The organism is Collinsella sp. TF08-11AT (assembly GCF_003437035.1).
GTDB lineage: Bacteria > Actinomycetota > Coriobacteriia > Coriobacteriales > Coriobacteriaceae > Collinsella.
Map to the genome: position 1 here is coordinate 33,107 of NZ_QSRL01000010.1, position 25,939 is coordinate 59,045.

24 protein-coding genes are annotated in these 25,939 nt (G+C 59.9%); 12 read left to right on the plus strand and 12 right to left on the minus strand.

Annotation, left to right across the window (positions count from 1 at the left end):
• Positions 1 to 371: 371 nt before the first annotated feature.
• The 3 genes from DXC79_RS07245 to DXC79_RS07255 all read right to left on the minus strand — a co-directional run bounded on the left by DXC79_RS07245 (position 372) and on the right by DXC79_RS07255 (position 4,050).
• Positions 372 to 1,310 (minus strand): helix-turn-helix domain-containing protein, encoded by a 939-nt coding sequence (locus tag DXC79_RS07245; protein WP_117635688.1) that lies wholly within the window; start codon positions 1,308 to 1,310, stop codon positions 372 to 374.
• Positions 1,311 to 1,744: 434 nt separating this feature from the next.
• A complete protein-coding gene (locus tag DXC79_RS07250) occupies positions 1,745 to 2,824 on the minus strand; it encodes a 6-phosphofructokinase (protein WP_089572334.1) in 1,080 nt (359 codons plus the stop codon).
• Between the two features lie 140 nt (positions 2,825 to 2,964).
• Positions 2,965 to 4,050 carry a carcinine hydrolase/isopenicillin-N N-acyltransferase family protein gene (locus DXC79_RS07255; protein ID WP_117635689.1) on the minus strand — a complete coding sequence of 362 codons (1,086 nt, stop codon included), beginning with the start codon at positions 4,048 to 4,050 and terminating at the stop codon, positions 2,965 to 2,967.
• 161 nt (positions 4,051 to 4,211) lie between these two features.
• Here DXC79_RS07255 and DXC79_RS07260 point away from each other — a divergent pair, with 161 nt between their 5' ends.
• The 3 genes from DXC79_RS07260 to DXC79_RS07270 all read left to right on the plus strand — a co-directional run bounded on the left by DXC79_RS07260 (position 4,212) and on the right by DXC79_RS07270 (position 6,681).
• Positions 4,212 to 5,597, plus strand: a complete 1,386-nt coding sequence (locus DXC79_RS07260) for a M18 family aminopeptidase (RefSeq protein WP_233503055.1) — start codon at positions 4,212 to 4,214, stop codon at positions 5,595 to 5,597.
• A 216-nt stretch (positions 5,598 to 5,813) separates the two neighbouring features.
• Positions 5,814 to 6,194: a hypothetical protein gene (locus DXC79_RS07265; protein ID WP_117635690.1), complete on the plus strand. Its 381-nt coding sequence runs from the start codon at positions 5,814 to 5,816 to the stop codon at positions 6,192 to 6,194.
• Positions 6,187 to 6,681: a PIN domain-containing protein gene (locus tag DXC79_RS07270; RefSeq protein ID WP_117635691.1), complete on the plus strand. Its 495-nt coding sequence runs from the start codon at positions 6,187 to 6,189 to the stop codon at positions 6,679 to 6,681. Before DXC79_RS07265 ends, DXC79_RS07270 begins: the two co-directional genes overlap by 8 nt.
• A 282-nt stretch (positions 6,682 to 6,963) precedes the next feature.
• Here the strand turns inward: DXC79_RS07270 and DXC79_RS07275 are convergent, their stop codons facing one another.
• The 3 genes from DXC79_RS07275 to DXC79_RS07285 all read right to left on the minus strand — a co-directional run bounded on the left by DXC79_RS07275 (position 6,964) and on the right by DXC79_RS07285 (position 9,857).
• Positions 6,964 to 7,899 carry a D-2-hydroxyacid dehydrogenase gene (locus tag DXC79_RS07275; RefSeq protein WP_117635692.1) on the minus strand — a complete coding sequence of 312 codons (936 nt, stop codon included), beginning with the start codon at positions 7,897 to 7,899 and terminating at the stop codon, positions 6,964 to 6,966.
• A 133-nt stretch (positions 7,900 to 8,032) separates the two neighbouring features.
• Positions 8,033 to 8,920, minus strand: a complete 888-nt coding sequence (gene map / locus DXC79_RS07280) for a type I methionyl aminopeptidase (protein WP_117635693.1) — start codon at positions 8,918 to 8,920, stop codon at positions 8,033 to 8,035.
• A 160-nt stretch (positions 8,921 to 9,080) separates the two neighbouring features.
• Positions 9,081 to 9,857 (minus strand): radical SAM protein, encoded by a 777-nt coding sequence (locus tag DXC79_RS07285; protein WP_117635694.1) that lies wholly within the window; start codon positions 9,855 to 9,857, stop codon positions 9,081 to 9,083.
• A 235-nt stretch (positions 9,858 to 10,092) separates the two neighbouring features.
• On the opposite strand from DXC79_RS07285, the gene DXC79_RS07290 reads away from it, so the two are divergent.
• From DXC79_RS07290 to DXC79_RS07300, 3 genes are all read left to right on the plus strand, one after another.
• A complete protein-coding gene (locus tag DXC79_RS07290) occupies positions 10,093 to 10,890 on the plus strand; it encodes an alpha/beta fold hydrolase (protein WP_117635695.1) in 798 nt (265 codons plus the stop codon).
• A 211-nt stretch (positions 10,891 to 11,101) separates the two neighbouring features.
• Positions 11,102 to 12,982: a diguanylate cyclase gene (locus DXC79_RS07295; protein WP_117635696.1), complete on the plus strand. Its 1,881-nt coding sequence runs from the start codon at positions 11,102 to 11,104 to the stop codon at positions 12,980 to 12,982.
• A 23-nt stretch (positions 12,983 to 13,005) separates the two neighbouring features.
• Entirely contained in the window at positions 13,006 to 13,362 is a 357-nt protein-coding gene (locus tag DXC79_RS07300; RefSeq protein WP_199408668.1) for an Hpt domain-containing protein, read from the plus strand.
• A 105-nt stretch (positions 13,363 to 13,467) separates the two neighbouring features.
• Here the strand turns inward: DXC79_RS07300 and DXC79_RS07305 are convergent, their stop codons facing one another.
• From DXC79_RS07305 to DXC79_RS07330, 6 genes are all read right to left on the minus strand, one after another.
• On the minus strand, positions 13,468 to 14,277 hold the full coding sequence (locus DXC79_RS07305) for a gamma-glutamyl-gamma-aminobutyrate hydrolase family protein (protein WP_089572312.1): 810 nt from the start codon (positions 14,275 to 14,277) through the stop codon (positions 13,468 to 13,470).
• A gap of 52 nt (positions 14,278 to 14,329) precedes the next feature.
• Positions 14,330 to 15,094 (minus strand): amino acid ABC transporter ATP-binding protein, encoded by a 765-nt coding sequence (locus tag DXC79_RS07310; RefSeq protein WP_089572310.1) that lies wholly within the window; start codon positions 15,092 to 15,094, stop codon positions 14,330 to 14,332.
• A gap of 36 nt (positions 15,095 to 15,130) precedes the next feature.
• A complete protein-coding gene (locus DXC79_RS07315; protein ID WP_117584138.1) occupies positions 15,131 to 15,964 on the minus strand; it encodes an amino acid ABC transporter permease in 834 nt (277 codons plus the stop codon).
• The gene (locus DXC79_RS07320) at positions 15,961 to 16,620 is read right to left on the minus strand and encodes an amino acid ABC transporter permease (RefSeq protein WP_006234894.1); all 660 of its coding nucleotides are present in this window, start codon (positions 16,618 to 16,620) and stop codon (positions 15,961 to 15,963) included. The genes DXC79_RS07315 and DXC79_RS07320 overlap by 4 nt, the downstream gene beginning before the upstream one ends.
• A 138-nt stretch (positions 16,621 to 16,758) precedes the next feature.
• Entirely contained in the window at positions 16,759 to 17,751 is a 993-nt protein-coding gene (locus DXC79_RS07325) for a glutamate ABC transporter substrate-binding protein (RefSeq protein WP_117584137.1), read from the minus strand.
• 456 nt (positions 17,752 to 18,207) lie between these two features.
• Complete coding sequence (locus DXC79_RS07330) at positions 18,208 to 19,989, minus strand: 1-deoxy-D-xylulose-5-phosphate synthase (protein ID WP_117584136.1); 1,782 nt, start codon at positions 19,987 to 19,989, stop codon at positions 18,208 to 18,210.
• Between the two features lie 228 nt (positions 19,990 to 20,217).
• Between DXC79_RS07330 and DXC79_RS07335 the strand changes: the two genes are divergently transcribed.
• From DXC79_RS07335 to DXC79_RS07360, 6 genes are all read left to right on the plus strand, one after another.
• Positions 20,218 to 20,775 (plus strand): HD domain-containing protein, encoded by a 558-nt coding sequence (locus DXC79_RS07335; protein WP_117635697.1) that lies wholly within the window; start codon positions 20,218 to 20,220, stop codon positions 20,773 to 20,775.
• Between the two features lie 3 nt (positions 20,776 to 20,778).
• Positions 20,779 to 21,798, plus strand: a complete 1,020-nt coding sequence (locus tag DXC79_RS07340; protein WP_233502699.1) for a putative ABC transporter permease — start codon at positions 20,779 to 20,781, stop codon at positions 21,796 to 21,798.
• A 198-nt stretch (positions 21,799 to 21,996) separates the two neighbouring features.
• Positions 21,997 to 23,274, plus strand: coding sequence for an ammonium transporter (locus DXC79_RS07345; protein WP_117584134.1), 1,278 nt, complete (start codon positions 21,997 to 21,999; stop codon positions 23,272 to 23,274).
• Between the two features lie 154 nt (positions 23,275 to 23,428).
• Entirely contained in the window at positions 23,429 to 23,767 is a 339-nt protein-coding gene (locus DXC79_RS07350; protein ID WP_099432138.1) for a P-II family nitrogen regulator, read from the plus strand.
• Positions 23,768 to 23,841: 74 nt separating this feature from the next.
• Positions 23,842 to 24,504, plus strand: coding sequence for a TetR/AcrR family transcriptional regulator (locus DXC79_RS07355; protein WP_158550988.1), 663 nt, complete (start codon positions 23,842 to 23,844; stop codon positions 24,502 to 24,504).
• Positions 24,505 to 24,604: 100 nt separating this feature from the next.
• The gene (locus tag DXC79_RS07360; RefSeq protein WP_117629937.1) at positions 24,605 to 25,867 is read left to right on the plus strand and encodes an MFS transporter; all 1,263 of its coding nucleotides are present in this window, start codon (positions 24,605 to 24,607) and stop codon (positions 25,865 to 25,867) included.
• The last annotated feature ends 72 nt before the right edge of the window (positions 25,868 to 25,939 follow it).

The following is a 25,939-nucleotide window of genomic DNA, read 5'->3' on the forward strand; positions in this document are numbered from 1 at the left end:
GAAGGGCTTTCTCCAGCCTTCGAGATTGGGCTTGAATAGGTCGTATGCCGCAAAACGGGCCTATCTACTACGTTTGCTACCACACCCTCGACCATGACAAAGATTATGAAATTAAAACCGCAGGTAGAGGGCTTGCAAATATTCGGAAAAGGCGGGTATGGTCGGCCCTCTCGAGTTAAACGTAGTAAATAGGCCCTTTTCTTGGCGCGTGGTCAGCTCAATGCTAATCTCCGTGCCGGAACTGACCCAGTTGTTTGTAGGTTGCGGTGATATACGGACTGTTTGGCGCTTTGGAGCTTCAAAACAGTCCCTATCTCACCGCAACTTAGGAGAAGGGCGGGGGTGGTTGGGTGCTGGTGGGTCGGAGCGTGTTAGGCCTGTTGGCGGTGCTTCCATTGTTTGCGGCACCAGCGCATGAGCGCTTTGATGACGGGAATCGTGATGAGGATGATCCATGCAGGATGGGGCTGTCCCAAACAGAGCCACATGTAGAGGAACCAAGCGATGGCGGCTGCCGGGTAGATGACCTCGATCAGCTTAGATAAGTGGCGTTGGTCGATAAAGTCGCCAAGCGCGTAATAGACGGGAATCAGAAAGACGAGGAAGAGTCCCGTAGCCCATGTGCCGTAGACAATGCCGAGCACCAGATAGGCGAGAGTGACAAGTGCGGGGAAGGGGAATTTGTTCCATGCACGTCCGACCTTGGTGTGGAAATGCTTGCCATGATGGTCGAGCTTGTCGTGTGCTTCCTTCCAGCTGGAAAACGTCTCGCCGTCGATGGTGACGGTGCCGTCGTCATTGGTGCGTACGCTATGTCCATCGTCCTCAAGCGTATCGATATGCACGCCGTCCGGCCCCACATGCACCTCTTCGCCCTTGCGCTCGTTGGTCACATGGATGCCGCTCCAACCAACATGGACTTCCTCGCCTTTATTGGGATCAATGACGTGGATACCGCGCGCGAGGGAAATATCGACAAGTGGCTTATCGCTGCAATCAGCGTGCTCAGTAGAAGCCTCAGCCTCTTCAGCCTTATCTGAAGCTTTGGTGCCGGCGTTGCTGTTCTGTGCCTCATCATCAGCCTGTGAGTCATCAGCGCTAGCCACCGCCTCCCCATATAACAGCTCGTCCAACGACACGTCATACAGCGCGGCGAGCGCAATGAGGTTATCGGTATCGGGTGAGGACTCGCTGCGCTCCCATTTACTAACAGCCTGGCGGCTTACGCCCAGCTGGGCAGCAAGCGCCTCCTGAGAAAGCCCGGCAGCCTTGCGGCGGTCAACGAGCCGCTGTGCCATTGCAAGATCCATAGCAGTTCCTTTCATGTAGTGACCGTAATCGAATGAGCCGAGTATGCCGAGAACAACCGGTAGCGACCACCATTTCTAGTTAGAATCTGCTCCGACCCTACCGCAACTACCGGTAGCAACCCCTAACGACCAGCCATTTTAGGACAAATGCCAGTGCAAGTAGCAGCCAAGAGTCCCCACTCAGTAAGTTACGGTGGAATAGTTTCTAGATTCAGCCATTTGCGGGCTAAGCGGGAACTATTTCACCGCAACTTAATTTCAGACCAGGCACCCGCAGCAAGAAGACGAATAGCCCCGGCGAGTATGTAAACGCAGGGCCCTCCGACCCCGCCCGACGATTTCGATTGGCGACCTTTGACGGAGTCAAGGGAGGAGCCAAATCGAAATACGTCGGGCGGGGTCGGAGGGCCCGATGGGGTGGATTCCAGCCGAGGCTATTCGTCGCCGAAGCTGATGCCCAACGCCTTGGCCTCGCGCACCAGGTCGCTCTGGGGGTCGACATATTTGAGCTTGCCGGCGACCTCCTCGAGCGGCATGTGGCACATCTTGCCGTCACGCAGGGCAATCATGTAGCCAAACTCGCCGCGTAGGCACCCCAGTGCCGCCTCGACGCCGCACTGGGTCGCAAAGATGCGATCCTGGGCATCGGGCTGGCCGCCGCGCTGCGTGTGGCCGGGGATGGCGACGCGGGTCTCGCGACCGGTCTTGGCCTCAATCTCCTTGGCGATGTCGTAGACGATCGACGGGCTCGTGCGCTCGGCGAGCTTCTTCTTGTACTCCTTCTTGGACAGCGCCGCGTCCTCCTTGGAGATAGCGCCCTCGGCGACGGCCACGATGGTAAAGCGGCTGCCGGTTTCCATGCGATGTTCAATGGTCTTGATGACGTTATCCATGTCGTAGGGAATCTCGGGAATCAGGATGACATCCGCGCCGCCCGCGACGCCGGCGTACAGCGGGATCCAGCCAACCTTGTGGCCCATGATCTCGATGACGAACACGCGGCCGTGGCTCGAAGCGGTGGTGTGAATGTCGTCGATGCACTTGGTGGCGACGTCGATGGCGCTCGTAAAGCCAAACGTCAACTCGGTGCCCCAGGTGTCGTTATCGATGGTCTTGGGCAGGGCGATAACGTTGAGGCCCTCTTCGCGCAGGCGGTTGGCGGTCTTGGTGGAGCCGTTGCCGCCCAGCATAAACAGGCAGTCGAGCTGCAACTTGTGATAAGTGTGGACCATCGCGGGCACCTTCTCGACGCCGTCGGCCTCGGGAGTATCCAGGCGCTTGAACGGCGTACGGCTCGTGCCCAGGATGGTGCCGCCGCGGGTGAGGATGCCGCTAAAATCGGCGGGCGTCATGACGCGGAACCTGCTGTAGATAAGGCCCTGGTAGCCGTCCTCAAAACCGTAGATCTCGATAGGCTCTTCGCTATTGGTCATGAGCGTTTTGACAATGCCGCGCATGGTGGCGTTGAGCGCCTGGCAGTCGCCGCCACTAGTAAGAAGACCGATCCTGAGCATGATGAATCCTTCCGGGCAAGTTATAACATGCGCATAAGTTTACCCCCGCACACTGTTGATGCGGAGGTAAAACGTGTTAGCTCAAGCGTATAGAAATGTAAGCAACGTCAGGCGAGTGTAAGGTCGACGGGCCTGGCTCCTTACAGCGCGAAGGCGTCGACGTCGCCCCAATGGCGGCGCAGCGTGATGGCGGCAGCGGGCTCGGTGTTGTCAAAGACGACCGACCACTGCGTGTTGCTGGTGATGTCTTCCGGATTGGGCTCTTGCGCCGCAGCGCGTAGGGCCTTCCAAGCGACTGCCTCGTCTTGTGCGCCGGCACGGGCGTCGAGGACAGCGGCGATTGCGACGGCGCGCTCCTTGCCATGGCCTAGCTCGCCATTCTTTTGGTTGGGCAGCACTTCGTCGCCATAGCAGGCGTAGAAGTTCGTAACCTGGCGCACGGGCGTCGCCTTGAAAGCGCGGTCCGGATCGCGCGGATCCCACTCTACTACGCGCGCGTCACCGGCGGCGTCGTTGATAAAGAAGTGGTAGTCGCGTCCGGCCATGGCGTGCATGTCGTAGGCGGAAAGCAGGTCGACGGCCTCCTGCGTGGTAGCCGCGCGGTCGAGCACCAGGCGGATGGCGAGCGAAGTGTTGATGACGGGGCGTTGCGTGTCCTGGTCACAGGGCTTGGAATCCAGGGTGAGTACGGCAATGGACACGCCGCACTCGTTAACACCGTCGAGCTGGGCAAACGGGCCCATGAGTGCGGCGGCGCGTCCAGCGACGGAGTCGAGCGGAGTGTTATCGCCCAGGTTGTTAAGGGCGGCAAACCCGATGGAGGCATAACCGCCGCGTGGGTGATTGCGCACCAGCAGCGCCGAGGTGTCGTCCTTAAAGTCGTAATTGCGACCGGTGCGCACGCGGCCTTCGGCATCTACGGCGACAAAAGCGCTGCAGGCAAACTGGGGCGCCTGGACATGTACCGGCACACCGGGCAGCACCTGCGCCACCACGGCATCGATGTAGGCCTGGTCGTCGCGCACGCCAGCGGCGATGATGCGATCAAGATCGTAGTCGTAGGCGATGTCGATTGCGTACAGGTCATAGCCATCCTCGTAGCCGGTCAAGCGTTTGAGCGACGCGGCGGACTTGATTTGCTTGTGATAAACGATACCGGTGGCAGCGGCAAGGCCGACGGCGACTCCCGCGGCACCGCAGGCGATGGCAATGTTACGTGGCTTCATGACGACTCCTCTCGTCCTGTTAGCGCAATTGTCGCAAAAGGAGTGCGGGCATGATGACTCAACTTGGTGAGCGGCGCGGAATTAAGCACGGAATGAAGAGTGCGGCGCTGGCGTGGCGGGGTATGCTGGAGGGGACCATCAACCCAGCGAAAGGGGAGAGCATGACGGATCAGGAAACGCCCGAGCGTGCGCATGTGACGGCCGACGATATCGAGGCTGCCAACGACCTTATCGACTTTATCGAGGCATGCCCCAGCATGTTCCATACGGCGGCGACCATTATGGCCGAACTCGACGAGGCGGGCTTTACCTACCTGCCCGAGAACGCGGCGTGGGACATCGAGCCGGGCGGGCGTTATTACACGCAGCGCAATACCTCGAGCGTTGTTGCCTTTAAAGTGGGCGAGGACCTGGCCGCGACGTGGGGCGAGGACGGCGTTGCCGGCGACTACCATTTTCAGCTCACAGCGTCGCACAGCGATTCTCCGACGTTTAAGGTCAAGGCCGTGCCCGAGCTCGACGGCGCGGGCGAGACGCTGCGCCTGAACACCGAGGCCTACGGCGGCATGATCGACTACACCTGGTTCGACCGTCCGCTGGCACTCGCGGGCCGCGTGCTGGTGCGCGAGGGCGACCGCATTGAGAGCCGTTTGCTCGCTACCGAGCGCGAAGTCGCCATCATCCCGAGCCTTGCCATCCACATGAACCGCGGCGTTAACGAAGCCTTTGCTCCCAACCGAGCCGTCGACCTTTGCCCGCTTATCAGCGCCGGTGATCTTAAGCAGGGCGACTTTGATGCTCTGATCGCCGACGAGCTGGACGTTGAGCCCGAGCAGATTCTGGGCCGCGATCTGTTCCTGGTCAATCGTCAGGATGCGCGCATTTGGGGCTGGGCTGACGAGTTTATCTCGACGCCCAAGCTCGACGACCTGGCCTGCGCCTACACCTCGCTGCAGGCATTTTTGGGTGCCGAGAACGCGCACGATGTCTCGGTCTTCTGCTGCTTCGATAACGAGGAGGTTGGCTCCGAGACCAAGCAGGGCGCCATGTCGACGTTCTTGGCCGATGCATTGCGTCGCATTAACGGCTCGCTGGGCTTTGACGACGAGTCGTACCATCGCGCACTTGCCGCCTCGATGCTCGTGAGCTGCGACAATGCACATGCTGTGCACCCCAACCACGCCGAGAAGTGCGACGCTCGCAATCAGGTTGTGCTCAACGGCGGCATCGTCATCAAGGAAGCCGCCAACCAGCACTACTGCACCGATGCCTTTAGCCGCGCGGTGTTCCAGGCCATCTGCGATGACGCTGACGTGCCCACGCAGGCCTTCGCCAACAAGAGCGACATGGCCGGCGGCTCCACGCTCGGCAATCTGTCCAATATGCAGGCGAGCATGCATGCCGTGGACGTGGGCCTGCCGCAGCTGGCCATGCACTCGAGCTACGAGACCGGCGGCGTGCGCGACGTGATGTACGCCATCCGCGCCCTCACGGCCTTCTACGAGCGCAACCTAACCATCAACGGCGCCGAAAGCGTGGAGCTCTAATACCTGCCAAAAAGGGACAGGTTTATTTTGGCAGGTTTTATCTGGGCGAATGCAAAGGGTGAAACCGAACTAGATCTGTGATACGTGGCCGCCGAGGTGCAGTGTGCCTCGGCGGCTTTTTGTGTACAGAGCACGGCTAATGCTTATAAATGCTATACATGCTTTACGTATCTACCATAGAGTTTTATGATAGTTTTGAAGTATTAAGGAGGGGTCATGACCACAACAGCCGCTCAGATCAACGTGCGTCTCGATGCCGATCTTAAAAGGAGTGGGGACGCCGCTCTCTCCAGGGCCGGTATGACGCCGAGCCAAGCGGTGCGAGCGCTCTGGCAACTTGCGGCATCTCTGGCTGATCGGCCCGGCGCGCTCCAGGACATTCTTTCGCCCGGTCGTGCCCGGGCGGTACAGCGCGAGCGAGAGAAAGCCGCCAAGCACAAGCTCGAACTCATCGACCAGGGTTCGCAACTGTTCGCTGCTGTTTGCCGCGAGTCGGGAATTGACTTGGCTAAAGTGCAGCCCTCGGGTAATGAAGAGCTCAAACGGAACGCTTATGCGGATCGCTATGGCGAGGAGATGAGCTGGCTCTATGAGTGAGAATCCAAAGCGCATCTTGGTTGACACCAACGTGTGGCTTGATTATTTCATCCCCTTACGACGTGGTCGTTCGGCCACGATTGAGTTTTTGCGTGATGCGTGTACGGCTCAGGCTGAGCTGATATATGCGGCGACATCGTCCAAAGACCTGTTCTATTTGATTTCGAGCGAACATAAGGCGTGGTATCGGCGAGAGCACGGTTTGCTGTCTCAAGATGCCGCTTCGGCGGCGACATCACTTGCATGGGATTGTCTTGATGTGTTGTCGCAACTTGCTACGCCCGTGTCCTGCGACCTGAGCGACATATGGATGGCGAGTAAGCAGCGTAAGCTCCATAGCGATTACGAAGACGATTTAATCATCGCGGCAGCGATGCGCGCAAAGGCAGATCTCCTGGTCACCAACGATGCCAAACTCTGTTCACACGCACCCGTCGCAGCAATGAGCGTCGACAACGCAAGAAACTATCTAACAACGCTTAAATAGCGCTAGACCTCACCAGTCGAACAAGAGTCAGCCAGACCCGGCAGGTAGATTACGCACCAGTCAGACCCCGCAGGTAGAACAAAAGTCAGCGAGAGCCCGCCGTTTGAGCCAAGGTGCCGTGAAATGAAAAGGCGCTGACCTTCTGGTCGCGCCTTTGAAATTGAACGGCAGATTGGCCAAACGGCGGGCTCGCAGCGTCGACCGGTCCGCCGTTCGGTAGAACGGCGGAACCTAAGGGCGCAGCGTCGAGGGGTTCCGGCGTTTGGCAAAACGCCGGAACAATCAGTGTTCGATCCAGCAGCGCAGGGTCTCGCCGGCTTGCAGGTGACGCAGGTTCTCCGCGGCGATGTCGACCACGTTATTGAGCGTGGCGGCTAGGTGGAACCAGCCGGAGATGTGCGGCGTGATGAGCATGTTGGGCGCATCCCACAGGGGGCTTGTCGCAGGCAGCGGCTCGGGGTCGGTGACGTCGACCGCGGCACCGGCGAGATGTCCCGACTCCAGGGCGGCAACCAAGTCGTCGGCAACCACAAGATCGCCGCGGCCGCCGTTGGCAAAGAAGGCGCCCGGCTTCATCGCGGCGAAGAACTCGGCGTTCGCCAGACCGCGGGTCTCGGGCGTGCTGGGCATAAAGGATGCGACGACGTCTGCCTCGGCCAGGCGCTCAGACAGGGCATCCATGCCGTCCATGTCCTCAAACACAATGGGGTAGACGAGCGGATGGCGCTTGATGCCGCGGACGTGTGCACCCATGCTGCGGCAGAGCGTGGCAAAGTGGCCGCCGATATCGCCCGCGCCCAGCACCAGCACGTTGGCGTTTTTGAGCGAGGTGACCGGCCCCAAATCCTCCCAGCGATGCTTGCGCTGCAAGTCGTGATAGCCGGGCAGGCGCTTCATCAAAGACAGCACCATGGCAAACATGTGCTCGCTCACGGCCTGACCGTAGGCGCCGATTGAACAAGACAGCTTGGCTTCAGCCGGCACGGTGCCGGCGGCAAGGTAGTCGTCATAGCCTGCGGTCTGCAATTGCAACAGCTGGAGATGCTCGCATGCCGTGAGCATGTCAGGGTCAATGTTGCCCAGGATCACGTCGGCATCGGCGACCTGCTCACGTGTGGCGGCGTCGGCGCTCGTGTAGGTAAAGTCCTCGCCCGGAGCGCTCGACTCGAGGATCGCGCGGTGACGATCGTTGACGGGCAACAAAACCAGGATGTTCACAAGCAGTCCTCTCCGCTCAACCTGCCAAAAAGGGACAGGTTTATTTGGGCAGGTTTTATCTGGCAAAACGCTATAAAAAAGCCGGGCTTCGCGATGGTTAACATATCCATCGCGAAGCCCGGCGTCCGCACGGCTACCAGCTCAGCAGCTCGTAACCGTCCTCGGTCACCACGAGCTGTACCTCGCACTGAGCCGAATCGCTGCCGTCCTTGGTGCGCACGCACCAGCCGTCGCCCTCGCTAATCTTGATGTCGGGCGCTCCGGCGTTGACCATGGGCTCGATGGTAAAGACCATACCCGGGGCCATGATGGTGTCCACATCGGGCGCCTCGGTGGTAAAGCCTACAAACGGGTCCTCGTGGAACTCCTTGCCAATGCCGTGTCCGCCGTACTCGCGCACCACGCTAAAACCGGCGTCCTCGACCGTCTTTTGCACGGCCTCGGCCATAACGGAGAGCGGCAGCCACGGCTTGACGGCAGCCAGACCCGCCTCCACGCTGGCGCGGGTGACGTCGACCAGGCGCTGGCGCTCGGCAGAGACCTCGCCGATGCAGAACATGCGGCTCGAGTCGCTAAAGTAGCCGTCCAAGATCGTGGAGCAGTCGACGTTGATGATGTCGCCCTCGTGCAGCACGTCCGCATCGCAGGGGATGCCGTGGCAGACCACGTCGTTGATCGAGGTGCATACGCTCTTGGGGTAGCCCTCGTAGTTGAGGTCGGCCGGCGTGCCACCGTGCTCGACGGTATAGTCGTAGATCATCTGGTCGATCTGGTTGGTGGTCATGCCCGCGGCGATGTGTTCGCCTACGTAGTCGAGCACGCCCACGTTGATGGCGGCGGAGCGCTTGATGCCCTCGATGTCGGCGGGCGTCTTGTAGAGCGTGCGGGGCAGAACCTCCCAGCCCTCTTCCCACAAGCGCTCGAGGCGCTCATCAAAGGCGCTATGGCATTTCTTGTATTTCTTGCCGCTGCCGCACCAGCAAGCGTCGTTGCGGCCAGGCACGGGTCCGTTGTCAAACATGGCTAACTTCCTTTCATTCGCAGCTAGTATAGCCCACCCACGCGTCCATAAAAGTTGCGGTGATATAGTTCCGATTTAAGCGGTTTAACAGCACAAATAGGAACTATATCACCGCAACTGATGGAGCGGGATGGCGGGCACTAGCTGCTGCGTGGTTTTGCTAGTAGCTCACCTGGCAGGGGATGCCGAGGGCTTGGACGCGCGCGGCAATGGCATCGAGGACGTCGGGTGCTGCCTTGGCAAGGCCAGCGATCGGTGTCTCGCGCGCCACCGTGTAGATGGTCGCCTCCTGCGGACGAATGCGTTCGAGCGCCGCGAGCCAAGGGCCAACGTACTCCTCGCCGGTGTTATCGAGAGACCTGCCCCGGTACTCACCGCTCAAAAACATCGTCTGGATAATGACGTGACCGCTAAAGCTCGCAAACGTTTCGATCTGGTGCTCTACATCGTAGGGGCCAACGGGCTGGTCGAGCAGCTGGATAAATGCCGGGTCGACCGTATCGAGCTTGAGGATGTTGTCGTCGACCATCATGAGCGCATCGTGCACCTCGGGGCGGTCGGCGCGCGTGCCGTTGGAAAGCACGGCAATCTTGGTGTTTGGTGCCAGCTGGTCGCGAAGCGCGACAGCGCCGGCGATGGCCTGCGGAAACTCCGGTGCGGCGGTGGGCTCGCCGTTGCCGGCAAACGTGATCACATCGGGCAGCTCACCCTCGACTGCCATCTCGCACAATTTGGTCTCGAGTGCGTCGAGTACCACGGCAGCTGTGTTATACGGCTTGTGGCAGGGGCGCTCGGCGTTGAGGCCGTTCTCGCAATAGATGCAGTCGAACGTGCAGATCTTGCCGCTCGCCGGCATCATGTTGACACCGAGCGAAAGGCCCAGGCGACGGCTGCGGACGGGCCCAAAGATGGGGCTGGCATTTAAAAACGTAGACATAGGCATATGCTCCTTGGGACAGTTGAGCTTAAGCATAGCATCGGCCTTCATGTGGGTCGCGGGTTTGGGTGCTGTTGTTTAGGCAGAAACCGTGCAGTCGGGTGAGTTTTCGAAACCCTGTCATGAAAGGGTGAGAGTCGGGTACAGTAAGCGCATTCATGTACGCACAAAATGACGCTATCTGGCCAAGCTACACCCCGGCACGGCCTGGTGGCGTTGACGATGGGACCACAGTATGGATTTTACGGTCGAGAATGCGGGCACTACGATCGCCTGCCGCGAGTATGCCGGCCCGGATGTATCGTCCGATACACCCGCCTTGGTGTGTGTGCACGGTGCGTGCGTCGACGGTGTCTTTTTTGACGGCATCGCCCGCGAGCTCGCCTACGACTATCGCGTCATTGCCTACGACCGCCGCGGTTGCGGCGAGAGCGGCGACGCTGCGGACGGACGCTACGACCTCGCCGCTCAGGTCGCCGACCTGCAGGCCGTTATCGAGCATATTGGCGCTCCGGCAAACGTGCTCGCGCACAGTGCCGGTACGTTGGTGACCCTGGAGCTTCTCCGTGCAAACCCCGTCATAATTTCGCGTGCGATTCTGCATGAACCCGCCGTGACAAACGAGGGTGCCGGCCTGGGCGCGGCTCCGGTTTTGCTCGAGATGATTGCTGCGGGAAAGGTCTCCAGGGCATTACGGGCCTTCCTGGGCGCCATCGGCGATTCGGACCCCGAGGCCCCCAAGATAACCGAGGCGGAAGCCAAGCATGCCCTGCGCAACGGCCGCAGTTTCATGGCAAACGAATACGGGATTACTATGACCTGCGTTCCCGATTGGGATAGCGCTCGTGCGTCGAAAACGGTGGCCGCTGTGCTCCTGGGCGAGCTCTCGATTGGTACGCCCCGCGAGGCGGGCACGAGGATGGCGGCTGAGCTTTTGGACTGTCCGCTCGTGACGGTTCCCGGGGCGCACAACGGCCTGCGCGATCGCCCGGCAGCGGCTGCCCGGGCTGTTCGTGGCATTCTGGGGTTCTAGCACCCGCAATAGCCAAAGCAGGCTTCTTCCGCAAACGTCTCGGCCGTGTTAACAAATGTGCTCAAAACCTCACGTTTGCGGCTTCAATCGCGCCGTCTGCCAACTCATAAAAATGTAACAGTATTCACGTGCTTACCTGCATCGGCAAGGTGTTACCCTTGTAGCATTTGGAACCCACCGCTACCATGCGAAACTATCGAAAGGGCCCCATATGCTCAATAATCACGAGGTCACTCTAACCGACGAGGAGGCTGCCGCCGAGGTCGCCCGCGTCGCGAAGACCTACCCCGTGGTGCGTTTGCTGTCGGCCGATCAGATTAAGAGCGAGCCTAACTGCTTGCTCGCCGGCGATCGCTGCCCTTGTCTGCGTCAGTCGAGTCTTGAGGCCTTGGCAGATTCGGGTGAGGTGTCGGAGCAGCTGCTCAATGATGGTATTGAGTACCGCGCCCGTTTGCGCCCTCTAAAGGTCGAGGGCGAGCCTCACGTCCTGCTGATGGTGCGTCCGATTGATGAGCAAGAGGCTGCAGAAGAGGACCTTGTCTACACCGACGTGCTGACGAGCGTGCACAATCGTCGATATTACGAGGTAAAGCTCCGTAGCGCGCGCATGAAGGCCGGCGTTGCGGTGATCGACCTTGATGATTTTAGGGTCTTCAACGATACGTGTGGCCGTCATGCCGGCGACCTTGCGCTCGGTGCTGTGGCGACAGCCATACGCAGTGGAATTCGTTCGACTGACGAGCTTGTGCGCTATGGCTGCGACAAGTTTGTGGTCGTCATGCCCAATATTCCCTCCGATGACTTTACCCGTCGTCTGCATCAGGTATCCGATGCCGTTCGTTCCACGATTATTCCGGGCCATGAGTACGTGAGTTTGACGGCATGTGTTGGTGGCGTTCGCATTCATGGCGAGACGGTCGATGAGGGCGTTGGCCGCGCTGTCCAGTTACTGAGCCGTGCTAAGGCAAAAGCCGGTACGGTCGTGACCGATGCCGATTCCATCGAGGCCTTCCAAAGCGAAAAGCCTTTGGTGCTTATTGTTGATGACTCCGAGATGAACCGAGCCATTCTCAACGAGATGCTCAAGGACGAGTATTGCATCCTCGAGGCCGATAACGGTCGTACGGCGCTCGACATGGTCGACCGCCATGGCGATGAGTTGTCGCTTGTGCTGCTGGACATTGTGATGTCGGGCATAAGCGGCTTTGGGGTGCTGGCCGATCTGTCGCGCCGATCGGGTATCAACAATCTGCCTGTCATCATGATCTCGAGCGAAGATTCCGACGATGTGGTTCTGCGCGCGTACGAGCTGGGCGCCTCGGACTATATCAGCCGCCCGTTTGACTCCCGTGTCGTGCGCCGCCGTGTAAGCAACACCATCCGCCTATACGCCAAACAGCGCCGACTGACGAGCCTGCTGTCCCAGCAGTACAACGAGCGCGTCAAGAACAGTCGTATGCTCATCGACATCATGGCTGGCGTCATGGAGCTTCGCAATGGCGAGAGCGGCAGGCACGTTACGAATATCGAAAAGCTGACCGAGCTGCTGCTTGACTGTCTGGTCCAGCGTAGCGGCACCATCTCCCTCGACAATGAGGAACGCTCCACGATTGCCTTGGCTTCGGCGCTGCACGATATCGGCAAGATGTCGATTGACGATGCGATTCTCAACAAACCCGGGCGTCTTACGCCCGAGGAGTTCGAGATTATGAAGACGCATACCACGATCGGCGCCGACATGTTGCTTGAGTTGGGCCGCCATCACGTTGGCAATGCGCTTATGGAATATGCGTACCAGATTGCGCGTTGGCATCACGAGCGCTGGGACGGCAGGGGTTATCCCGATGGCCTTAAGGGCGACGATATCCCCATCGCCGCGCAGGTGGTCTCGGTGGCCGATGTGTATGATGCGCTGACGAGCGTGCGCGTGTACAAGGACGCTATCCCGCACAAGGAGGCGATCCAGATGATTCTGGACGGTGAGTGCGGCACCTTTAACCCGCTGTTGCTCGACTGCCTGCTCGAGGTGCAAGATCGTATTGCTGAGACATTGGCACGCCCCGCCGATGTCGTCGCGTTTCCCACGATTTAGTTTGACCAAAGGAGTTTTAATCCATGATTTCCATGCGTGAGGCGTATGAGAAGATCGGCGCTAATTATGACGACGCGTGCGCTCGGCTGATGGGCGAGGAAATGCTTGCCCGCTTTGCCCTCAAGTTTTTGGATGACGAGAGCATGGACAAGCTGGAGGCTGCCATGGCGGCAGGAGACGCCGAGAGTGCGTTTATGGCAGCGCATACGCTCAAAGGCGTGAGCCAGAATCTGGGATTCGATAATCTGTACGAGCCGGCGGTCGTGGTGACCGAGGCGCTGCGCGGCGCCGATGCCGTTGACGGCGCTCGCGAGGGAATGCATGCGCTGCAGCAGCAATATGCGGCAACGATGTCGGCCCTGCGCGAGGCGGCCGAATAAGAGCTTGCGAGCCTTGGGCTGCGTGCCAGCCGCGTATAGGCAAAAGGGCGCCCCGCCGGACCATGTGGCCGGCGGGGCGCCCTTATCTGTTGTGCGGTTCGCGAGCTAGCGGGCCTGCTTTACCTTGGCCGCCGCCTCGACAAACGACTTCCACAGGTTAAAGTCGGTTTCGAGCGTCTTCCAGGTGTACTCGGGATGCCATTGCACGCCCAGGCAGAAAGGCTGGCCTTCGACTTCGATGCACTCGGGAACGCCGTCGGTTGCCTTGGCGACCAAGCGCGTGCTCTTACCCAGACGGTCGACGCAGCAGTGATGTGCCGAGTTGGTCTGGATCAGCCTGTGCCCGCCAAGCGCGCGCTCCAACAGCGAGCCCGGCACGACCTCGACGGGATGCACGGGGTCGTTGAGCACGTGGGTATGGCGCCACTGCGTGCGGCCCTCGCGAGCGCCCAGGCTCGGCACGTCCATGCACAGGGTGCCGCCAGTGGCGACATTGAGCAACTGCGTGCCGCGGCAGGTGGTAAAGAGCGGCTTTTTGGCGCGGAGTACCTCGCCGACCAGCTTAAACTCAAAGCTATCGCGGATCTCGCAGCAGAGGGTGGGGTCGTAGGGTCGATCATCGCCCCAACGTTTGGGGTTGACATCGGGGCCGCCGGGAATGGCGATGCCGTCGGCGATATCGACGTAATGACGGATGACCTCAATGTCCTCGGTGATGGACATCTGCAGCGGCAGGCCGCCGGCGGCAAGGATGGCATCGACAAAGACACTTGCGATTTCCTCGTTGGGGGAGAGCGTTTCGCTTAAAAACGGCTTCGCCTCTTCCCAGCGCGGCGCCACCAGGATGAGCGGACGGTCGGCGGGGTCGACGTTGACGTGCGGGGTGTATGACGATGAAGTGCGAGTTCCGATCATAGGTGTTGCTTTCGAGTTTGGATGGTCATGGCGAGCGGATATGGCAATTGGGCTAGTGGCCCTTGATGGAGTTGAGGAAGTCTTGGGCGCGCTTGGTCTGGGGATGGTCGAAGAACTCGTCGGGCGTGCCGGTTTCCACGATCTGGCCGTCGGCCATAAACACGACGCGGTCGGCAACGCGGCGGGCGAAGTTCATCTCGTGCGTAATGACGATCATCGTCATGCCCTGCTGGGCCAGGCGGACCATGACCTCGAGCACCTCGTTGATCATCTCGGGGTCAAGGGCACTCGTGGGCTCGTCGAAGAGCATGGCCTTGGGCTGCATGGCGAGCGAGCGGGCAATGGCCACGCGCTGCTGCTGGCCGCCCGAGAGCTGAGCGGGCACCTTGTCGGCCTGTTCGGCAACGCCCACGCGGCTCAGCAGGTCCATGGCGCGCTCACGAGCTTCCTCCTTGGACACGCCCAGCACGTCGACCGGCCCCAGCATGACGTTCTGCAGCACCGTCATATGCGCGAACAGGTTGAACTGCTGAAACACCATGCCCAGCTCGGCGCGCATGCGGGCAAGATCCTTGCCTTCCTGCGGCAGAGGCTCGCCCTCGATGAGGATCTCGCCCGAGTCGATGGTTTCCAGGCGGTTGATGGTTCGGCACATGGTCGACTTGCCCGAGCCCGAGGGGCCGATCACGACGACGACTTCGCCGCGGTCGACCGAGAGATTGATGTCGTTGAGGACGTGCAGATCGCCATAGTGCTTATCGACGTGCTTGAGCTCGATCAGCGGCTGATTACCGGTAGAAGAAGTGCTCTGTGCCATGGTGCTCGGCTCCTTATGACTCGAAATGGTAAATCGTTAGCGAATGATGGTCGCGCCGGTCTTGCGCGAAACGTAGACAGCGGCCTTGTTGATTGCGACGTTGATGAGGATATAGATGACCGCGATCACTAGGTAGACCGACACGAGGGCGTCGTAGTTGGTAATGAGCACGCGGGCGTTTTGCATAAGGTCGGGGTAGCTCACCACGTAGGCGACGGTGGTGTCTTTGACGACGACCACAAGCTGCGAAATCAACGACGGAATGATAAACCGAATGGCCTGCGGCAGCACGATTTTAAAGGTGATTTTAGCCTTGGAGAGACCGAGCGCCTGGGCGGCCTCGACCTGGCCGCGCGGCACGGCATTGACGCCGGCACGGAAGATCTCGGCCAGTACGCCGGCCGCAGCGAGCGCGACGGGAAGCGTGAGCATCCAAAACGACGGCAGTGCGATCTTGTACTGGGGCAGCACCAAAAAGAAGAAGTAGATGAACAGAAGGCTCGGCACGCCACGGAAGAAATCGGTGAGCACGCGGCAGACCAGCTGCAGCGGCTTAATGTCGCTGGTGCGGCCGAGCATAAGGGCTAAGCCCAGTACCAGCGCAATGACGCCGGCGGTGAGTGCGACTTTAACGGTGCCCTCAAAACCGGCAAGCAGGAACTTCCAGGTGGTGAGGTGCGTAAAGAAGTACCAGTAATGGACCGAAAGCTGGCCGGTCACGTAAAAGCGCTGCAGTACCAGAGCGATGAGCGCGGCCACGGCAACAAGTGAGATGGCGGTGCCGACGCGAATCTTGGCGCGCATCTTGGGGCCGGGAGCCTCGTAGAGCGCATCGCGCATGGTAAGTGCAGGGGAGGAATGTTTACTCATCGGAGGATCCTCACCTTCTTATCGATGTAGTTGCCAATGTGGCTCACCACAAAGGCCGTGCCCAGGTAGCCAAGCGCCGAGATAAAGAACGCGGCGACGCCGCCGAGCGAGCGCGTGTTGATGTAGCTCACCACGCCGGTGAGCTCCTGCGGTTTAAGCGGTACCTGACTGCCGAGCGCGGTGGTGAGCATGACGGCGATAAAGAGGTTGGTCATGGGCAGCACGCTCGAGCGCAGCGCCTGCGGAATCACGATCTTGGCGAGGATACGGTTGAAGCTCATGCCGAGCGAACGGGCGGCTTCTACCTGACCGACGCCGACGGTGTTGATGCCGCTCATAAAGTTCTCGGAGCCAAAGGCCGAGCCCAGCAACACCGTGGCGACGATGACGCAGGTGCGGTAGGGCAGGACGACCTTGAGCGGGGGCAGCGCATAGACGACGATAATGAGCAGCGCGATGCCGGGGATGTTACGGAAGACCTGGACATACAGGTCGCCAAAGACGCGCAGCGGCTTGAGCGGCGACACGCGCATCACGGTGACGGCGACGGCCAGCACCATGGCGATGGCAAACGACTCAAGCGTCATGCCCCAGGTTGCTAGCAGCGCGTCGATATAGTTCTGGCCATAGAGCGACCAGAGCTCGGAGAGACTCATGCGGACCTCCCGCCGGTAAGGAAAGGGGCTCCCGTGTGTACGGAAGCCCCGACAACTCAGTGAGGAAACAGTTTAGCGCAATAAAGCGCATCGTGCGTTTCCGTATGGTTTCGTAGCGGCCGTTACTAGGCTCGCTGCCTAGGCGCCGATCTCGGGCAGCTCGGGAACATTGGTGTCGCCCGTACGGTCGCCAATGCAGATCTGCCACAGCTCGGTCCAGGTGCCGTCATCCTCGATCTTCTTAAGGAAGTCGTTGACAAAGGCGACACCGTCGGAATCGAGTGGCAGGCCAATGCCATAGGGCTCCTTGCTGCCGAAGGGCTTGCCGGCAATCTTGTACTTACCGGGCTCGCGGACCAGGGCGCTCTGCTGCATGTTGTTGTCGATGACGTAGGCGTCAACGCGGCCCTGCTGAAGTGCCTGGCGGGCCTCCTCGTCGGTCTTGAACTCCTGTTGGCTGGCCTTGGGGGCGAACTCCTCCAGGATGGCGGGGCCGTTGGAGCCGGACTGGACGGCGACGTTCTTGTCGGCCAGGTCGTCGACGCTCTTGATGTCGTCGTTGTCGGCGAGCACCAGGATGGCCTGCTGGGTGTAGTAGTAGGGACCGGCGAAGGAGACGAGCTTCTTGCGCTCGTCAGTGATGGTGTAGGTGGCAAAGACAGCGTCGACCTGGCCGTTCTGCAGGACGGACTCGCGCGTGTCCGAGGTCACCTGGGTGATCTCGACCTTGTTCTCGCCCAGAATGTAGTTGGACAGGAGCTGTGCGATACCGGCGTCGAAGCCGCGGGTCTGACCGTCCTTCTCGTTGAGGAGGGAGAAGAGCGTGGAGGTCTGGACGCCACCGATCGTAAAGACGCCGGCAGCCTTGACGGCCGTAGCCCAGGTGCTGGCGGCGATGGCGTCATCATCGGCCTTGGGGCCGTCGTTGACGAGCTTGTCGAATGCCTTGGCGTCGAGCGTGGCGGAAACCTCGGTATCCTCGGAGCTCTTGGAGGAACCGGCGGAACCCTTGTCGGCCTCGGCACTGGTGTCGGAGCAGCCGGCAAGACCAAGGCCGGCGACGGTTGCGAAGGTGGCGGCAACGAAGCCGCGGCGGTCGAGAACGACCTGCTGGGAGAGGTTCTTGCTCATGGTAGAACACCTTTCTCAATAAAATCCCTAGCGGTTGAGTAGAGTTATACCCTATCGCGCTCAAATGGGTCAACACGAAATAACTCAGAAACATACTTACCTTATGGGTAATTCTTCCTACCAAAAAGGGACAGGCACCTTTGTGGTGGTTCTTGCAGATGTGGTGGCCTGTCTCGCTGCTTTGTCTCAATCTGTAACATCTGCAGCCATTTTTGCCGAGTAACTGTTACAGATTGAGATTTTCTCTTCAGGGGAATTCGAATGTCTCGATCTGTAACAGTTAGACGGACAAAAGCTCCCTTTCTGTTACAGATCGAGACAAAGGTCAGGGGCAAAGATGGTTTGTCTAGATCTGTAACAGTTAGACGGGAATTCGGGCCCTAGATGTTACAGATTGAGATAATCGCGCCGCGAAAATAAAAACCTCCGCAGGGGTGCTTCCCTTGCGGAGGTTTTTTACTCGTTAAGTAGCCTAACGGCTTCGGCGGCCATGTTCTCGGCCGTCATGCCGTTCTGAGCGAGCAACTCGTTGGGGTCGTAGCGGTCGGGGAAGCCCTTGGCGATGCCAAAGGTGCGCGTGCGCACGGGCGTGCAGGCCAAGTAGCACGCGACGCGCTCGCCCCAGCCGCCGTCCAAGATGCCGTCTTCGAGGGTGACGACAACGCGATGCTTGGCGGCAAGGCTGTCGAGGAACTCGCGGTCGAGCTCGGTTGCATAGCGCGGGTTGACGAGCGTGGCCTCGATGCCGTACTCGGCAGTCAGACGGTTTGCCACGCGCTCGCCCAGCTCAAAGAAATCGCCAAGCGCGAGCACGGCCACGTCGCGACCCTGGCACACCACGTTGTAACGAACGGCGCCGTAATCGGCGTCCTCGGCAGGCGCAAGATCGGGGCGGCTTACCAAGCCAATGCCCGGCACGCGAATCGCCACGGGATGCTCGCGGTGGTCGAGCGACCAGCTCAGCATGGATAGGTATTCCTCCATGCAGGAAGGCGCCAGGTAACGCATATTGGGGAGAGCGCCCAGCATAGAAATATCAAAGAACGAAAGATGCGTCTCGGATGTGGTGCCAAAGATCGATGCGCCAAACACCAGGATGGTTGCGGGGACATCGTTGAGGCACAGGTCGTGCCACAGCTCGTCGTAGGCGCGCTGCAAAAACGTGCCGTACACACCAAAGACTGGCTTGGCACCCGAGCGCGCAAGCGCGGTGGCAAAGGTCACGGCGTGCTCCTCGGCAATGCCCACATCGACGAACTGTTTGCCGGCGGCGGCGCGAAGCTCGGGTGTAAAGCCCATGATGTAGGGCGTGGCGGCCGTGATGCCCACGACCTGCGGATCGTGCTCGATGGCGGCGCTGAGCGCCTCGCCCGTAATGTCGGCATAGGTGCGCGGCGCAGGCTCGCTCGGATGGCCCGGGCAGAGCTTGCGCCCAGTCGCCATGTCAAACGGACCCACATGATGCCAGCGCTCGGGGTCGCTCTGGGCTGGCTCAAAGCCCTTGCCCTTTGCGGTGGAGACGTGCAGCACGATGGGATGATCGATATCGCGCAGCTCCTGCAGCGTGTCGACCAGGGCCAACACATCGTTGCCGGTGTCCAGATAGCAGTAGTCGAGCCCCATCGCGCGGAAAACGTTGCGCTCACAGGTGCCGTTGCTGGCGCGTAGCTCGGCCAGATTGCGATACAGGCCACCGTGGTTTTCGGCGATGGACTGGTCGTTATCGTTGACGATGATGATCAGGTTGCTGTCGAGCTCGGCGGCATTGTTAAAGCCCTCAAACGCCAGACCGCCCGAAAGCGAACCGTCGCCAATGATGGTGATGACGTTGTACGCATCGCCCGCCAGGTCACGAGCGTGCGCCAAGCCGCAGCCCAGGCTCACCGACGTGGAGGTGTGGCCCATGGCGAACAGGTCGTGCTCGGACTCGTCAGGATTGGCAAAACCAGAGGCCTCGCCGTAGCGTGCCGGGTCGATATAAGTGTACGCGCGCCCAGTCAGCGCCTTGTGGGCGTAGGTCTGGTGCGAAACATCAAAGACAATCTTGTCGATGGGGGAGTTAAACACGCGATGGAGCGCAACCGTAAGCTCAACGACGCCCAGGTTGGGGGCAACGTGCCCGCCGACGGCGGCGGAGCTTTCGAGGATGGCGTGGCGGATCTCGCCGCAGAGCAGCGGAAGCTCGGCGCGATCGAGAGCCTTGACGTCCTCGGGCGTTGTCGTTTGCGTAAGCAGCATCGTTGTGGGTTACTCCATGCGAATCGTGCGCCGGCACTCCCTCGGCCGGCACAATTGCACAAGACAGTCTCGCACATTTTGGCGTTTGATATGTGACGGCGGCGCGGTAATTCGCCAACTGGTGGGGCAAAACGTTTTGTCCGATGCCATACTGGTAAATTCGATGATGATTTTATTCATTGCGCGCAGGCCGCGGCTTGCCGCCGAGCGCCGCCGGAAGGAGGCCGCATGTCCGATACCGTTCGTGCCGAGAAAATCGTGCGCGAGGTCGACGATGCCGCCCGTCAGCTTGCCCAGGCGGGCCGCTTGGACCTGATGCATGAGTTTATCCAACATGGCGATGTGACGGTCTATACGCATGTGACCTCGGTAGCGCGGGCAAGTCTGTCCTTTGCCGAGCGCCTGGGCCGCGTCGGTATCTCCGTCGACCGCTTATCGCTGCTGCGCGGGGCCCTGCTGCACGATTACTTTCTCTATGACTGGCACGATCCCGACCCAAGCCATCGACTGCATGGCTTTCGTCACCCGTTTTTTGCCTTGGCGCGTGCGGAGGAAGATTTTGAGCTGACGCCGCGCGAGCGGAATATTATCGTACGGCATATGTTTCCGCTGGTACCGGTGCCGCCGACGTGTCGTGAGGCATGGATTGTGTGCCTGGCGGATAAATGGTGCGCACTGCGCGAGACGATTGCCGGCCGTCTGCCGCGCAAAGGCGGCGCGAACGATTTGAACGAGGGCCCGAGTGACGGCTCGAGCAAAGAATCGAACGAAAAGAGGAGTGGGTAGACGGTGGGAACCGCGATCGACATGGCATTTGACGGCGCGACGCTTGCCGCCTGTCCGCTCTCGGCGCTGGTACTCTCGTTTGCCTTCTACGGTTTTTGCGGCTGGGTATGGGAGTCGACAGTCTGCGCCATGCTCAACCACGGACGCTTTGCCAACAGCGGCTTTTTGCTAGGGCCGTGTTGTCCCATCTACGGTGCGGGCGGCATTGCGTGCTGGTTGCTGCTGCGTGGAATCCCAGACGCCTCGAGCCAGTTTGTCGCTGCCGCGCTCGTATGCAGCGTGATCGAATATAGCGTGGGCGTGCTGTTGGAAAAAACGACGGGTGCCCGGTTTTGGGATTACTCGCATCTGCCGTTTAACCTGCACGGACGCATCTGCCTGTACTGGGCCTGCGCGTTTGGCTTGGGTGCGTTGTGTATTTGCCGTTTAGTGGAGCCGGCATTGCTGGGGCTGCTTGGCCATCTGCCGGTGCTAATCGTGCGCTTGGCCGCCTTTATCGTCGCGGTCGCGATGATGGTCGATGCGGTGTGCTCGTTGGCGAGCTGGCGGCGTCTGTCCGATCAGCTTGAGCGTGTGCGTGCCGACCTTGCCGACCGCATCAATGAGTCGCTTGCCGACGCCTCCGACTCTATGCTCGAACGTATTCCCGATTCGGCGATTGACTCGGTGGCGCAGACGCATATCCGCGGTCGCGCCGTTAACGCTTGGCTGGCCGAGCTGGGCGACGCGGCGCTCGATGCCCTGCGCGAGAAGACTTCGATGCCGACGTTTATCTCGGATGGTGCTCGCGGCCTGGCGCTCGCTGCCCGCCGCGTGGCCGATGCCGCGCCGAGTATGCCGCGTCCGTCGCTCGGTCGTCGCCTTGCCGGCAAGCGCATGAGCCGCCCGGTACCGAGCGTGTCACTCAGCCGCCGCGACCTACGCTTCTTTAACGCCTTCCCGCGTCTGCGCATCAATCGTTACGAGGGTGTCATTCGAGCTACCGACCTCCGCGACCGAGCCCGCGAGCTGTTCCGGCGCTAGCCAGAGCGGAGCCAAGCGCGCCCTTCTCGTTCGCACGTTTCCCGTTCGTTTCGCGTCCGTTGCCGCGCCGTTTCCAAGATTGCGGTGCCGTTTCCATTCGACAACGCAGCGTTTAACAACGCCGTATCTGGTCTACACCAGTTGCCCCTCGGCCGCATCATGAGCGCCGACAACGTTCATGCGACCAAGGGGGAGCGAATGTACGATACGGGATCGACAACGTTTATGCTCATCTGCACCATGCTCGTGTTTTTAATGACACCGGGTCTGGCGTTTTTCTATGGCGGCCTGTCCAGGCGCAAAAATGTCATCAACACCATGCTTATGTGCTTTGGCGCCATTGGCCTGGTTGGTGTGCTGTGGATTGTTGCCGGCTGGTCGCTGGCCTACGGTGGCGACGGTTCTAGCCCGTTTATTGGCGGCTTTGACCAGTTGCTGTGCCTGCCGGTGCTCAACCAGGTGCTGCAGGCGGCCGAGGGCAATGCTGCGGATGGTGCCGTCTACCCTCAGATCATCAACATCGCCTTCCAGATGGCGTTTGCCATGATCACCGCCGCTATCGTTACGGGCAGTCTGGCAGGCCGCGTTAAGTTTGGTGCCATGACGGCCTTCCTGGGCATTTGGCTGCTCGTGGTCTATGCGCCGCTCGCCCACATGGTTTGGGGCGGCGATGGTTCCTTTATCGGCGACATCATCGGCGCGCTCGACTTTGCCGGCGGCGACGTGGTACACATTTCGTCCGGTCTCACGGGCCTGATTCTCTGCTTAATGCTCGGCCGTCGTCGCGGCTTTGGCATGGTGAGCTACCGTCCGCATAACGTGCCGTTTGTGGCGCTGGGCGCCGGTCTACTTTGGTTTGGTTGGTTTGGCTTTAACGGCGGCAGCGAGTTTAAGGCCGACGCCGTGGCGGCACTCGCCATCCTCAACACCGTGACGGCCAGCGCGGCGGGCATGGTCTCGTGGCTTGTCGTCGAGCGCGTGCACACCGGTCGTCCCACGCTGGTGGGTGCTAGCACCGGTTTGGTTGCGGGCCTTGTGGTGGTTACGCCGGGTGCGGGCTTTGTCGAGCCGTGGGCGGCGCTGGTCATGGGCCTGATCGTATCGCCCGTCTGCTATCTGGCCATCAGCCATCTTAAGACCAAGTTCGGCTACGACGATGCGCTCGACGCGTTCGGTTGCCACGGTATCGGCGGCATCTTGGGCGGTGTGCTCACGGGCCTGTTCTGCGTGCCGGAGCTCTCGTGGACCGGTAAGGGCGGCCTGTTCTACACGGGCGACGTGTCGCTGCTTGTCTCGCAGGTTCTGGGCATTGTGGTGACGGTCGTTATTGTGCTGATGCTCGACTTGGTGATCGCCGCGGTGGTCAAGGCGCTGTTCCACGGTAGCCTGCGCGTGGACGAGGCCGACGAGGCACTGGGCCTGGATGCGAGTCAGCACGGCGAGAGCGCGTACCCCTCGTTCTCCGGACTCGATTAGCAGCGCGGCTTTCCCAAGCACCCGACCTTGCCCCTCAAACCGTCGCTTGCGTACCGAAGTACGCGGCGCTCCTCTTTCGGGGCAATCTCGGGCACTTGGAAAACCCGCGTTATTGAATGGCAATTCATTTCTTTACTAAAGAGAGGAATTCACTATGAAGAAGATCACGGCGATCGTCCGTCAGGAAAAACTTGAGGTTCTCAAAGACGCGCTGTTTGCTGCCGATGTTCGCGGCATGACCATCAACCAGGTGCAGGGCTGCGGCGCGCAGCATGGCTGGAAGGAATACGTGCGCGGCAACGAGTTGCTTGTCAACACGATCCCTAAGGTGCAGTTCACCCTCATCTGCGCCGATGAACATGTCGACGGAATTGTCGACATCATCTGCAATGCCGCCCGCACCGGCGCCGTCGGCGACGGCAAGATCTGGGTCGAGCCGGTCGAGGAAGTCATCCGCATTCGCACCGGCGAACATGGCCCCGCCGCGGTGTAGAATCGACCGTCTGCCATCCGCAACGTTAAAATGCTGCAATGAGGCACAAGGCTTGCGTTGCGGATGGGCGGATTATGGGTCGCAATAAATATCCCGAGGAGACGGTCGCGAAGATTCTCGACGCGGCACTGGAGCTATTCTGCGCACAGGGTTATGAGGGGACGAGTATTCAAGATATCGTTGACCGTCTCGACGGCATGACCAAGGGCGCTGTCTATCATCACTTCAAGAGCAAAGAAGAGATTTTCAACGCCGCGTTTGATCGGGCGATGACTCCGATTGTTGAGCACCGCCGCTCGATGCTTGGCGTCGGTAATATGACCGGAGCCCAAAAGCTCAAGCGACTGTACGCTCCCGAGTCCGTTATTCCACAAATTGAGCTATGGGCACGTATGCGTCCTGCAGCAGATCCGGTAAAAAGCTCGCGCCTACTGGCGATGCAGTACCAGGGCTCATTTGACGAGTCGGCCGATGGCTGTCTCTTGCCAGTGATCGAGGAGGGCATCGCCGACGGCTCCATTGCGTGCGAATGCCCGCGCGAAGCGGCGGAGGCCGTATCGTTGTTGGCGAATCTTTGGCTGCTGCCATTGTTCCGTCCGCTCGAGCCCAAGGAGCGAATGCTCGCTCGCGCACAATGTTTGGCGCAGATGGCTGCCGCGGTGGGGCTCGATTTGGGTAATGAAGTGCTTCAGACAACGGCGCAGATTTGGGGCGTATGGGACCGCGCCGGGTGGTAATATAGATACCAACGGTATGTAATTGATTTGTGAGGGTAGCCACGGCTGCCCTTTTCAAGTCATTAAATACATACTAGTGGTATGTATAGGGGGTGGGCTTATGGCTGGGCTGAGAGACGTCGGTGTCTCGTTGAAATCAAAAACAGTGCGGTCAATCAGGCTCGCGGAACTTCTGGTTGCGCAGCTGTGCACGTATTCGATGCTGTCGGCGCTGTGCTTTGCGTATCCACTTTACTTGTTCGATCGCAGTGGATCGTCAACGTTATATGGCGTCGTCGCGGCGATAGCGTTCATACCCGGCGTACTTGCAACTCCGGTTGGCGGAATCTTGGCGGATAGGGGAAGACATCGCGAGGTCCTCGTGTCCCTCGGCATTGCTCTGATGACTGCATCACTGCTGTCTATCCCCATGAAGCACTCATTGCCTCTTGCGGTCGTCGTAGTAGCGATACTTTGTGTTCAATATGGTTCTCAATCGCTGCTGAAGCCAATGCTCCAAATTGAGACGGTGCGCATGGCGGGTGAAGAGAAGGTTGAGCGGGCCACTGCATTGGTTTCGCAGATGACCATGGTGAGCAATATCTTGGGCCCTGTGGTCGGGACGGCAGTCTATGGGTACTTTGGCATCGATGCTCTTTGCACAACCGCGTCGGTGGCGTTTGCGATTTCAGCTCTCTTGTTTGGGGGCGCGCTCAAGCAAAATGCCTCATTTGAAACGATGGGAGACGGCGCGACTCGTACGACATGCCGAAACGATTTTCGGGAGTCGATTCGGTATCTGTTGCAAAATGCATTATTGGTCGCTGTGATTTTGCTTGCGGCAGTTTTGAACCTTGCGTTGGTTGGGCTAATGATTGGCGCTCCCATTATTGTTACAAAGCATCTCGGCATGCAATCGTCCTGCGTTGGGATAGTTGAGGTGGCTATGGGCTTGGGTGGTCTTGCCGGCAGTGGCTTGGTCGGCATTTGGCCGCATCGTTTTTCTTTCAATGGCATATGTCGATATGTTGCGATGATCTGTTTTGGAGTCGCACCGATCATTGTCACGCTACTGTTCGGCGCAGATGCATGCATGCTCACCGTGTTTGTGGTTGGTTCGGCATGGGTCATGGTGTGGGCGAGCATTGCGTCGGTTGAAATTATCGCGTTTGTTCAGCGGGCAGCGCCGACTGAGCTCTGCGGAAAAGTGCTTTCGGTCGTTTACATGGTCCTTTCCTGCGCAATACCTATCGGCCAATTGACGTACGGGGTTGCATATGATCGATGGACACCGGCGATTGTATTCGCAGCCATGTTGGCGGTGCTGACGTTGACGACGGCTCTGTTTTATCGGCTGAAAAATCGATTGCGGCGATTGTCTTAACGCGCTGGGGCACCGTGAATTTGTGAAGGCGGTGGTACGCCGCGCCGGGACGGCATTGTTTGGACATGCCTC